Consider the following 10,977-nt stretch of genomic DNA (forward strand, 5'->3'; position numbering starts at 1 on the left):
AGCTTGTCGCCCCAGCGCATCCGGGCGCGGCCGGAGACCACGTAGATCACGCTCTCCAGCTCGCCGTGATGGTGCACGCCGGTCTTGGCGTCGGGCTGGATCGCCACCGTGCCGGCCCAGATCTTCTGGGCGCCGACCCGGGCGGCGTTGACGGCCGCCTGCCGGAACATGCCGGGCGTCTGCGCGGTGTTGGCATCGAGCCGGTCGCCCGGGATGACCCGCACGCCGTCGTGCTTCCACCGCTCCGGGGCGCCCGGCTCGTGGGCCTCGTCGTGCGCATGCGGGTGCGTGTGATCGTCGCCGCTGTCGTGCATGTCGAATCCTCCCGCGCCATCATGGCATGGCGGCGCGGGATCGCCGAGAAGGCCGGTCGCGGGATCGACGGGCGGCCGGCCGGTTCCCCGCCGCCTCAGCCCCCCGCCACCGACGGGGCCGGGCCGACGGCCGGCGGCCGCGACGGGTGCCGGCCGATCCAGAAGACCAGGGCACAGCCGATGCCCGTGAGGGCGCAGAGCGGCAGCAGGGCGACGGGGAAGCTGCCGGTCTGCTCGCGCAGCACCCCGATCAGCGAGGTGATCGCTCCGGTCCCCAGATGCGCCAGCGTGTTGATCGCCGCGATGCCGGCCGCCGTCTGGGCCGGCGGCAGCGTCTCGGTCGCCAGGGCGAAGAACGGGCCCTTGATCGCGTAATTGCCGAGCAGGACCAGCGAGAGCAGGACCAGGGTGATCCAGAGGGAGCCCGTCAGCAGGGTCAGGGCGAAGCTCAGCGAGGTCAGTGCCAGCGGCAGGGCCGTGCTCCAGATGCGCTCGCCGCTGCGGTCCGCCCGCAGGCCCCAGACGATCATGAACACCGAGGCGATGCCGAAGGGGATCATGTTCAGCAGGCCGGTCTCTAGGTTGCTGAGGCCGAACCCCTTGAGGATCTGCGGCATCCACAGGGACAGCGTGTTGCTGGTGGCCGAGCTGCCCGCGTAGATCACGGCGAGGAGCCAGACCTGACGGCTGGCGAGCACCGCCCACACCGCCGCGAGGCCGTGGGCGTGGTGCGATGAACCCGCCTCCGCGGCGCGGCGCTCGGTCTCCAGCCGGTCCGCCAGCCATCGGCGCTCCACCGGGCTCAGGAAGGCCGCCTCGGCCGGCCGGCTCGGCAGCAGCGCCAGGGCGGCGATGCCGAGGAGGACGGCCGGGATCGCCTCCATGATCAGCAGCCACTGCCAGCCGCGCAGGGACGCGGCCCCGTCGAGGGTGAGCAGCGCCGCCGAGAGCGGCGAGCCGAAGAAGCTGGAGAGCGGGATCGCGACCATGAACATCGCCACGATCCGCGCCCGGTAGGCCTTGGGGAACCAGTAGGTCAGGTACAGGATCACGCCGGGGAAGAAGCCGGCTTCGGCCGCGCCGAGCAGGAAGCGGGCGGTGGCGAAGCTCGCCGGACCGGTGACGAAGGCCGAACCGATGCCGACGAGCCCCCAGGTGATCATGATCCGCGCGATCCAGATCCGGGCGCCGACCCGCTCCATGGCGAGGTTGCTCGGCACCTCGAACAGCACGTAGGCTACGAAGAACAGGCCGCCGCCCAGGCCGAAGGCCGCGGCGGAAAGGCCGAGGTCGCGGTTCATGGTCAGCGCCGCGAATCCGACATTCACCCGGTCGACGTAGGCGATGAAGTAGCAGAGCACGAGGAAGGGGATCAGGCGCAGGCCGACCTTCCGCATCGTTCGGCTCTCGAAGGCGGCCGCGTCCGCCCCGTGAGGCATGGTCGGTGTTGCCATGGTCCTGTCCTCGTTGAAATCCGGGCCGGCGCGCGCCGGGCGGCTCAGTGGTCGAAGCGGAAAAGCGCGGCGGGCGTCTCGCCCAGGATGATCCGGCACTCGGCCGGGTCGGGTACCCAGGCGTCGAGGTCCCGCCGCGCCTCGGCGGGGCTGGCCTGGGTCTCGAACTGCGTGTGCGGCCAGTCGCTGCCCCAGAGCAGGCGCCGCGCACCGAAGGCACCGCGCAGGCGCTCGGCCGCCTGCAGCGCTGTCTGCCGGCCGGCCGCGCCGCTGCCGATGCGGTAGGCGCCCGAGAGCTTGACCCAGACGCGGCCGCCGCGGCCGAAGCCGAGGAGGTCGGCGAAGCCCGGATCGGCGATGCCGAGGGCGGGGTCGATCCGGCCGAAATGATCGACCACCACCGGGACGCCCGCTTCGATCAGCGGCGGCAGCAGATGCGCGAGGCGCCGCGCCTCGGCTTGGACCTCGATCTGCCAGCCGAGATCCGCCACGCGGGCGAGGTGGGCCCGCCAGACCGGACTGCCGAACTCCGGGTCCGGCCGGCCGATCAGGTTGAGGCGCAGACCGACGACGCCCTGGTCGGCGAGATCGCGCAGGGTGGCCGTCTCCGCCGCGGGGTCCAGCACCGCGATGCCGCGCAGCCGCTCCGGGGCGGATCGCAGGGCCGAGACCATGTAGCTGTTGTCGGTGCCGAGGAAGCTCGGCTGGATCAGCACGCCGCGCGCCATGCCGTTCCGGTCCAGCATGGCGCGATAATCGGCGATGCTCGCGTCGTAGGCCGGGGCGTAGCGCCGGTCCCCGACCAGGGTGAGGGTCCGGGTGAAGACGTGGGCGTGGGTATCCACCGCCGCCACGCCGTCGCGCGCGTCGAGGCCCGTCTCGGCCGCCCGGCCGCGGACGGGGAATGCGAGCGCGACGCCGCCCGCGAACAGGGTACGGCAGAACAGGCGCCGGTTCATCGGATCATCTCACGGTCTGGGGGAGCAGCGCGCCGCCGGACTGCCGATCCGGCAGGAGCGCGACGGCGAGGAGGACGAGCCCGTAGGCGCCGATGGCCGACAGGCCGATCGCCGTCCCAAGGCCGCAGATCTCGCTGAGCAGGCCGACGCCGAGGGGCAGCAACCCGGAGGCGAGACGGCCGGCATTGTAGCAGAAGCCCATCCCGGTCCCGCGCAGGCCGTCCGGGAAGAGCTCGCTGAACAGAGCGGCGAGACTCGCGGGGATCCCGGCCGTGCAGAAACCGAGCGGGGCGCCGAGAAGGAGCAGCCCCGTGCCGCCGACCGGCACCAGCAGGTAGAGGACGACCAGGGCCATGCAGCCGGCGGCGAACAACGCCACCGTCCGCCGGCGGCCGAGCCGGTCCACGAGGCCGCCTGCCACGAGGCAGCCCAGGCCGAAGGCCGCGATGATGATCGCGAGGTAGAGCCCGGTGCCCGCCACGGAGGCGCCGCGCTCGACGCTCAGATACGTGGGCAGCCACGTGAACAGGGCGTGGAAGCCCCCGTGCGCCCCCAGCCCGAGCAGCGTCCCGATCACCGTGATCCGGCGCAGGCCGGGCGAGAAGATCAGGAGCGGCCCGATGGCCGGCCGGATCGGTCCGGCGGCCGGTCGGACCGGCTCCGGGACCGAGCGGCGGAGGTAGAGGACGAGGAGCGCGGGCGCGAGGCCGCAGGCGAACAGAGCCCGCCAGGCGGTCTCCTGATCCAGGACGGAGAAGGCCGCGGTAGAGAGGAGCACGGCCGCGCCCCAGCCGAGCGCCCAGCCGCCCTGGACGGCGCCCAGCGCCTTGCCGCGATGCTCGGGCCGAATGGCATCCGCCATCAGGACCGCGCCGGCCGCCCATTCGGCGCCGAAGCCGATCCCCTGCAGCGCCTTCACGATCAAGAGCTGGCCGAAGCTCTGCGCGAAGGCCGCCAGGAAGGTCGCGACCGCGAACCACAGCACCGTGATCTGGAGGGCCCGGACGCGGCCGATCCGATCCGCCATGAGGCCGCCGAGCCAGCCGCCGATCGCCGCCGTGACCAGCGTGACCGCGCCGATCAGGCCGGCCTCCGGGCGGCTGAGCCCGAAGCTCGCGACCAGGGCGGGGATGGCGAGGCTGAACATCTGCACGTCCAGGGCGTCGAGCGACCACCCGCCCAGACAGGCCCAGAAGGTGCGACGCTCGGCCGGACCGACCTCACGGTACCAGCGGAACACGGGCTTTCCTCCGCCCTCTAAAGAGGACTAGTCATTTATATGACTTAATGAGCATGGGCCTGACGGCCCGTCAAGGCGGCGGCCTTTCACCGGATGTCGATGTGGTACCGGAAGTCCTTGGCGGCGCCGCGCGTTACGCGCCACTCGATCGGGCGGGCATCGAAGCCGAAGGCGAGGCGCGCGATCACGACGACAGGCTCGCCCTCCGCGATCCCGAGGCGTTCGGCGTCGGTCGCATCGGCGATGCCGACCGTCAGGGTCTCCTCCGCCCGGGCGACGATCTCGCCGCACAGGCGCTCGTAGGCGGGGTAGAGCAGATCGCCGATCTCCGTCAGCGGCGCCTCGAGGAGCGGTGCGAAGCGTGCGGCCGGCAGCCAGATCTCCTCGGACAGGATCGGTCGGCCCTGCAGGAGCCGCGTCCGGATCAGGCGGATCGCCTCGCCGCCTGCGTCGGGGCCGAGGGCTTCGCGCACGGCCGCGGGCGCCGGCCGGGCCTCGCGCAGCAGGATCCGCCCTTCCGGCACGGCCTGGCTCCCATCCGGCCCCAGATGCCGGAAGAACCGGAACAAGGATCGGTCGAAGCGCGGCCGGCGGACGAAGGTGCCGCGGCCCTGCTGGCGCTCCACCAAGCCGTCGGCGACCAGGACATCGATCGCCTTGCGCACGGTGCCGATGGCGACACGATGGGTCGCCGCGAGTTCCGCCTCCGTGGGAATCGGTTCGCCCGACCGCCAGACGTTGCGCGCGATCTGGAAGGCGATCGCGTCGCGCAGTCGCTGATAGAGCGGCAGACGGAGATCAGGCTGCGGCGCGGGCGTGAAGGTCATGTGTATGACTGTATGATCCTCGCGCATCGCCGCCAATGGGGCCGAGGGCCAGCGGCGGTGCACAGCGTCGCAGGGCGGGACCCAGGCGCAGCGTCGCGGGTTTGAGCCCGGATGTCTGAAGGCGGGCTCAGCGAGGAGCGGATGATCGAACGTCGCACGGCTCAAGAGAGCCGCCAGGGCCGGCGGGGCAGGCCGGTTCTCGTCGTGCTCGCCGTGAGTGTGGCGCTGATGATCGCCGCATGGGCCGGTCTGCTGATCTGGCAGGGCGCGGCATCCCCCCCCGATTACGCCAGCCAGAGCCAGGCCGCGGCCCGAAAGGTCGTGACCGGTTCCGAGACGGGCTCCGCCGGAGCCGCCCCGGCAGCCAGCGCGCGTCCGGCGCCCTGACGAGGAGCGGATCACGCCAGAGGGTGCGCCAAGTGGTGCGCTGAGACGCCGAGACACAGATTCGCGAGGATCAGCGACCCCCGGGCGGGTATCCGTGTCGACGTGGAATCCCCGCGCGCCGTCGGTGCCTGCGGCGGCGGGTCGGATCACGGCAATGTCATCGGCACTATTGCGAGGCCGCCTGCCCCGGTCCTTGGAAGGACTTCGCTGCTCCGAACTTGATCCCGGGAGCGACTGCCTCATTTCGTCACCAGCCTCGAGCGCGACGGGGATTCCCCGGAGGTTCGAACTGCCTGCACCGCCCCGCCGCCTTCGATGCCCGAGCCTCGGGCGGCCGGCGGCTCAATGCCTAGGGGACCACTGATGAGCGAGACGATCGACAAGACGGACACCACGACGTTCCCGATGGCGGGCAAGTGTCCGTTCGGCGGCGACCGGATCGGCGGCGCCCACGGCAACCGTCCGACGCTGGAGAACTGGTATCCCCATCGCCTGCGGGTGGAAGTGCTCCACCAGAACGGGCTGGCGGCCGATCCCCTCGGGCCGGATTTCGACTACGCGGCTGAGTTCGCCAAGATCGACTTCGAGGCGCTCAAGCGCGACATCAAGCAGTTCCTGACCTCGTCGGTGGACTGGTGGCCCTCCGACTACGGCAATTACGGCCCGCAGATGATCCGCATGGCCTGGCACTCGGCCGGCACCTACCGGATCGCCGACGGGCGCGGCGGCGCCGGCACCGGCATGCAGCGCTTCGCGCCGATCTCCAGCTGGTGGGACAACGGCAACACCGACAAGTCGCGCCGCCTCCTGCAGCCGATCAAGCACAAGTACGGCAACGCCCTGTCCTGGGCCGACCTGATGGTCCTGACAGGCAATTGCGCCCTGGAGATCATGGGTCTGCCGACCTACGGGTTCGGCGGCGGGCGGCTCGACGCCTGGGAGGCGGACAACGCCACCTACTGGGGCCCCGAGGTGGTCGAGATGGGCTCGGTCTCGAGCTTCGACGACATGGTGAACCGCGACAAGCGCTGGCGCGGCAAGAACGGCGACGCCGACTACGACCTGGAGAACCCGCTCGCCGCCTCCCACCAGGCGCTCATCTACGTGAACCCCGAGGGACCCTACGCCAACGGCGATCCGCAGGGGTCGGCCAACGACATCCGGGTGACCTTCACCCGCATGGCGATGAACGACGAGGAGACCGTGGCGCTGATCGCGGGCGGCCACGCCTTCGGCAAGAGCCACGGCATGACCCCCGCCAAGGAGATCGGTCCGCCCCCCGAGATGGCGCCGATGGAGGCGATGGGCCTCGGCTGGCACAATCCGAAGGGGTCCGGCTCCGGCAAGGACACGATGACCAACGGCATCGAGGGCAGCTGGACGCCCGATCCGACCAAGTGGGACAACGCCTATCTGGAGAACCTCTTCAAGTTCGATTGGGAACAGACGAAGAGCCCCGCCGGGGCGCTCCAGTGGACGCCGAAGGACCCCAACGCGCCGAAGACGCCGGACGCCCATGTCGCGGGTCAGATGCACCCGCTGATGATGATGACCTCGGACATCGCCCTCAAGGTCGATCCCGAGTACCGCAAGGTCTGCGAGAAGTTCCTCAACGACTTCGACGCCTTCACCCAGGCCTTCTCCAAGGCGTGGTACAAGCTCACGCACCGCGACATGGGTCCGAAGCACCGCTATCTCGGCCCGGAGGTGGTGATCGAGGACGGGCTCCTGTGGCAGGATCCGCTGCCGGAGCGCGACTACGACCTCGTCGGCGAGGCCGAGATCGCCGTGCTGAAGCAGGCGATCGCCGGGACCGGCCTGTCGGTGTCCGATCTGGCCTTCACGGCCTTCTCGGCGGCCTCGACCTATCGGGACAGCGACAAGCGCGGCGGTGCCAATGGCGGCCGACTCGCCCTCGCCCCGCAGAAGGATTGGGCCGTCAACCGCCGGGCCGCGCCGGTGATCGAGGCCCTGCGCAACGTGATGTCGACCTTCAACGGCGGGCGCAGCGACGGGAAGAAGATCTCCCTCGCGGACCTGATCGTGCTCGGCGGCTGCGTCGCCGTGGAGAAGGCGGCCCGCGATGCCGGAGTCGAGACGCCGGTGCCGTTCACGCCGGGCCGGGTGGACACGACCCAGGCGCTCACGGACCTCGAGATGTTTGAGTGGCTGAAGCCGGTGGTGGACGGGTTCCGCAACTACGTCGATGACGGCTTCGGGCAGATGACCCGCAGCGTCTCGCCGGAGGAGATGTTCCTCGACAAGGCCAACCTGCTGACGCTGACGGCCCCGGAATGGACCGTCCTGACCGGCGGCCTGCGGGCGCTCAACGCCAACCACGACGGGTCGAACCGGGGCGTCCTGACCGATCGGATCGGGGTGCTGACGACCGACTTCTTCCGCAACCTGACCGACGTCGATCTGGTCTGGGAGAAGGCGGATGCGGACGGGATGACCTTCGCGCTCAAGGACCGTGCGAGCGGCCAGACGAAGTTCGAGGCGACCCGCAGCGACCTCGTCTTCGGGTCGAACGCACAGCTCCGGTCGATCGCCGACGCCTACGCGGGCAGCGACGGCCAGCGGCGCTTCGTGGCGGACTTCGTCAAGGCCTGGGACAAGGTCATGATGCTCGACCGCTTCGACGTGAAGGGTCACAAGCGCTACGCGCCGATGGCGGCCTGACACCCGCCCTCAAGATACGCCCGCGCGGCCTGCGCGGGCGTTATTCCGGAGCATGCGCCGCGGACGGACCGACGATGTCCGCGGCCGCGCCTTCCGTCCCGCAGACTCAGGTCCCGAGGCTGTGTGTGGCCAGTGCAGCCCAGTAGGCCGCGCCGACCGGCAGGGCCTCGTCGTTGAAATCGTAGCCCGGATTGTGGAGCGGCAGGCTCGGCCGCGTCCCGTCGGTGCCGATCCAGGCATAGGCGCCCGGGCAGGCTTCGAGCATGTAGGCGAAATCCTCCGACGCCATGGAGGGGCCGACATCGCCACGGCGCGCGGTGATGTCCGGGACGGTCCCGGCGGCCGCGAGGGCGGTGCCGACGGCATCGGCGGTGTTGACCGTGGCCGGGTATCCGAACCGGTACGCCACCTCCGCGCGGGCGCCGTGCGTGCCGGCGGTCCCGCCGGCGATGGCCTCGATGAGCTCCGCGACGCGCTTGCGCACCACCTCGTCCAGGCAGCGGACCGTGCCGCGGATGACGGCGTGGTCGGGAATGACGTTGTAGGCGTCGCCGCCATGGATCTGCGTGACGCTGAGCACGACCGGCTCCGTGGGGGCGATGCGGCGGCTGACGATGGTCTGCAGGGCGAGGACGATCTCGGAGACGACCACGAGCGTGTCGGTGCCGCGCTCCGGCATGGCCGCATGGGTGCCGAATCCGGTGACCGCGATCTCGAACGTGTCGAGGGAGGCCATGATGGCGCCGACCCGGGTCGCGAAGGTCCCGAGGGGCAGGCCCGGCCAATTGTGCAGCCCGTAGACGGAGTCGCAGGGGAACAGCCGGAACAGGCCGTCCTCGACCATCGCGCGCCCGCCGCCCTCGCACTCCTCCGCAGGCTGGAAGATAAAATGAACCGTCCCGGTCAGGTCGGTGCGGGCCGCGAGATGCCGCGCCGCCCCGAGCAGCATCGCCACGTGGCCGTCATGGCCGCAGGCATGCATCACGCCGGGCGTCCGGGAAGCGTAGGCGACGCCTGTCGCCTCCTGGATCGGCAGGGCGTCCATGTCGGCCCGCAGGCCGATGGTCGGGCCGTCGCCCCGGCTCAGGGTCCCGACCACGCCCGTGCGCCCGAGCCCGGTCTTCACGGACAGGCCGCAGGCGGCCAGTTCCCGGGCGACGAGATCCGCCGTGCGGACCTCCTGGTAGGCCAGTTCGGGATGGGTGTGCAGGTCGCGCCGCCACGCGACCATCCGCTCCACGGTCTCTGCCTCGATCCCCATGTGGTCTCTCACCCATGCCAGAGGCCGCCTGAGCGCCTCGTTCCCCCTGCCTCACCCTACGCCGGACGGCGCGGCGGTTCACCCCAGCGGCGGATGCATGAAGAACTGCGCGATCAGGGCCGCACCGAGGAACGTCCCGGCATTGGCCATGAACGAGACCACCACGATCCGCCAGCCGAGGCGGCGGAAGGCGGGCACGTCCTTGGCGACGGAGAGGCCCGCGAAGGTCAGGATCGGCGTGGCCAGGGCCAGGAAGTTGATCTTGCCGGTCAGGGCGGCGATCTCGGCGGCGTAGGGCGTGCCGGGATAGGTCAGGGCCATGCCGATGATCGAGACCCACAGGACCGCCGGCAGGCGCCGGCCGAGGAGCAGGTAGACGATCCAGCCGGCCAGCACGGTGCCGATGATGATCGCCATGCCGCCGACGACCTTCGCGTCCGGGACGACGCCGTAGGTCAGCCAGTTGCCGATGAGCCCGTAGGCACCGATCAGGATCCAGGCCAGGACGGTCTCGGCGAGGCCGATCCGCACCTCCTGATGGACCGGTGCCTCCGCCTGCGGGTTGACCGCCGCCGGGCGGGCGGCATCCGGCCGGTTGCGGCCGAGGATCGGCTCCAGCTTGCCGTAGGCCCAGATCGTGAAGGGCAACGACAGGAACAGGGTGAAGTACGTGCCGATCGTCGTGGTGACGAGGTTGCTGGCCGCCGCGAAGGTCGCGACATCCTTGGCGACCTCGGGGGTCTGCTGAGCGGCGATCGCCCCCGAGGCGGCGGCCATCATGCTGCCGGAGCCGACGCCGGCGCCCATCGCCAGGGCCAGCGGGTTGAAGACGCCCAGGCTGGCGATCAGCCCGGCCAGCAGGGCGATGAACACCGCGCCGAACACCGTGCCGGTCAGGTACTCCGCCAGCACGCCGCGGCCCTCCGGAGAATCCATGCCGTAGCGCTCGCCGATGATGGCGAGGCTCGGCTCGCGGCCGACCGAGAAGGTCGCGCCGATCGCCTCGCGCTTGATGCCGAGGAGGAGCGCCACCGGCAGGCCGAACACCATCGTCCCGAAGAAATGGCCGAATTCCTGGAAGGCGAGCGCCCAGCCCGAGGCCAGGATCTTCGGCAGCGAGCCCCCGACCAGCAGGCCGAGCTTGGCGATGAAGATCAGCAGCGCCGGCTGGAGATAGGCGCCGGCCGCGTTCTGCAGGGCGCCCGTCAGCCGCAGGGGCGCCGGGAGGCGCGGGCTCATCAGCCCCAAGGCCCCGCCGAGGAGCAGGGCCCAGAGCAGCGGCAGCAGGACGATCTTGCCGGCCCCCACCGGGATGCTGACGTTGCCGATCGCCTCGGCGATGATGACGATGACCAGGGCGAGCAGGAACAGCGTCAGCTTCCCGCCGCCGGAAACGGGCGGCGCGTCCGGCCGCGTGTTCGTCGCAAACAGTTCGCCCGCCATCGTCATCCTCCCCGCCCCTCCGGGGCTGCCCATCGCCCTGCCTGCCGGACTTGGCCGCCGGTCGTGTCGGTTGATCCCGTCCGTCGCCCCCCGCGCCCGGCGCCTAGCCCACGTAGCCGAAGGTCACCGCCGGCTGGGCCGCGGTCTCGACCCAGACGCTCTTGGTCTGCGTGTAGGCCATCAGCGCCTCGCGGCCCGAGGAGCGGCCGAAGCCCGAGCGGCCGAAGCCGCCGAAGGGCGAGGCCACGTTGATGGTCTTGTAGCCGTTGACCCACACCGTTCCGGCCCGCAAAGCCGCCGCGACCCGGTGGCCGCGGCCGCCGTCGCCGGTCCAGACCGCGCCCGCGAGGCCGTAGGGCGTGCCGTTGGCCAGCGCCACCGCCTCGTCCTCGCCGTCGAACGGCAGGACC

Annotated in this window: 9 protein-coding genes and 1 pseudogene; 2 read left to right on the forward strand and 8 right to left on the reverse strand. The window is 71.2% G+C overall.

What is annotated here, in order from left to right; all coding sequences use genetic code 11:
• The 5 genes and pseudogenes from I53_RS29695 to I53_RS29715 all read right to left on the reverse strand — a co-directional run.
• A pseudogene (locus I53_RS29695) lies at positions 1–314 on the reverse strand (mannose-6-phosphate isomerase); the annotation flags it as partial.
• A gap of 95 nt (positions 315–409) precedes the next feature.
• Positions 410–1,768, reverse strand: coding sequence for an MFS transporter (locus I53_RS29700; RefSeq protein ID WP_078947142.1), 1,359 nt, complete (start codon positions 1,766–1,768; stop codon positions 410–412).
• A 44-nt stretch (positions 1,769–1,812) separates the two neighbouring features.
• Positions 1,813–2,727, reverse strand: coding sequence for an amidohydrolase (locus I53_RS29705; protein ID WP_043357906.1), 915 nt, complete (start codon positions 2,725–2,727; stop codon positions 1,813–1,815).
• A 4-nt stretch (positions 2,728–2,731) separates the two neighbouring features.
• On the reverse strand, positions 2,732–3,967 hold the full coding sequence (locus I53_RS29710; protein WP_043357908.1) for an MFS transporter: 1,236 nt from the start codon (positions 3,965–3,967) through the stop codon (positions 2,732–2,734).
• Between the two features lie 86 nt (positions 3,968–4,053).
• Positions 4,054–4,794 (reverse strand): GntR family transcriptional regulator, encoded by a 741-nt coding sequence (locus I53_RS29715; RefSeq protein WP_043357911.1) that lies wholly within the window; start codon positions 4,792–4,794, stop codon positions 4,054–4,056.
• Positions 4,795–4,935: 141 nt separating this feature from the next.
• Here I53_RS29715 and I53_RS29720 point away from each other — a divergent pair, with 141 nt between their 5' ends.
• Together I53_RS29720 and katG are read left to right on the forward strand one after the other, a co-directional pair.
• A complete protein-coding gene (locus tag I53_RS29720; RefSeq protein ID WP_043389089.1) occupies positions 4,936–5,181 on the forward strand; it encodes a hypothetical protein in 246 nt (81 codons plus the stop codon).
• Positions 5,182–5,544: 363 nt separating this feature from the next.
• Complete coding sequence (gene katG / locus I53_RS29725; protein WP_043357913.1) at positions 5,545–7,863, forward strand: catalase/peroxidase HPI; 2,319 nt, start codon at positions 5,545–5,547, stop codon at positions 7,861–7,863.
• A 106-nt stretch (positions 7,864–7,969) separates the two neighbouring features.
• Here katG and I53_RS29730 read toward each other — a convergent pair whose 3' ends face one another.
• From I53_RS29730 to I53_RS29740, 3 genes are all read right to left on the reverse strand, one after another.
• Positions 7,970–9,124, reverse strand: coding sequence for a M20 aminoacylase family protein (locus I53_RS29730; protein WP_043357914.1), 1,155 nt, complete (start codon positions 9,122–9,124; stop codon positions 7,970–7,972).
• Between the two features lie 78 nt (positions 9,125–9,202).
• On the reverse strand, positions 9,203–10,567 hold the full coding sequence (locus I53_RS29735; protein ID WP_251982495.1) for a DUF3100 domain-containing protein: 1,365 nt from the start codon (positions 10,565–10,567) through the stop codon (positions 9,203–9,205).
• Positions 10,568–10,670: 103 nt separating this feature from the next.
• The coding region (locus tag I53_RS29740) for an aldehyde dehydrogenase family protein (protein ID WP_043357918.1) at positions 10,671–10,977 on the reverse strand (307 nt) is incomplete at its 5' end.

This window comes from Methylobacterium sp. B1 (genome assembly GCF_000333255.1).
GTDB classification, from domain to species: Bacteria; Pseudomonadota; Alphaproteobacteria; order Rhizobiales; family Beijerinckiaceae; genus Methylobacterium; species Methylobacterium fujisawaense.

Excerpts from the sequence above, each read along its gene's own strand:
- katG (WP_043357913.1), top strand. The coding sequence starts at position 5,545 with ATGAGCGAGACGATCGACAAGACGGACACCACGACGTTCCCGATGGCG.
- I53_RS29720 (WP_043389089.1), top strand. The coding sequence starts at position 4,936 with ATGATCGAACGTCGCACGGCTCAAGAGAGCCGCCAGGGCCGGCGGGGC.
- I53_RS29735 (WP_251982495.1), bottom strand. The coding sequence starts at position 10,567 with ATGGCGGGCGAACTGTTTGCGACGAACACGCGGCCGGACGCGCCGCCC.
- I53_RS29705 (WP_043357906.1), bottom strand. The coding sequence starts at position 2,727 with ATGAACCGGCGCCTGTTCTGCCGTACCCTGTTCGCGGGCGGCGTCGCG.
- I53_RS29715 (WP_043357911.1), bottom strand. The coding sequence starts at position 4,794 with ATGACCTTCACGCCCGCGCCGCAGCCTGATCTCCGTCTGCCGCTCTAT.
- I53_RS29700 (WP_078947142.1), bottom strand. The coding sequence starts at position 1,768 with ATGGCAACACCGACCATGCCTCACGGGGCGGACGCGGCCGCCTTCGAG.
- I53_RS29730 (WP_043357914.1), bottom strand. The coding sequence starts at position 9,124 with ATGGGGATCGAGGCAGAGACCGTGGAGCGGATGGTCGCGTGGCGGCGC.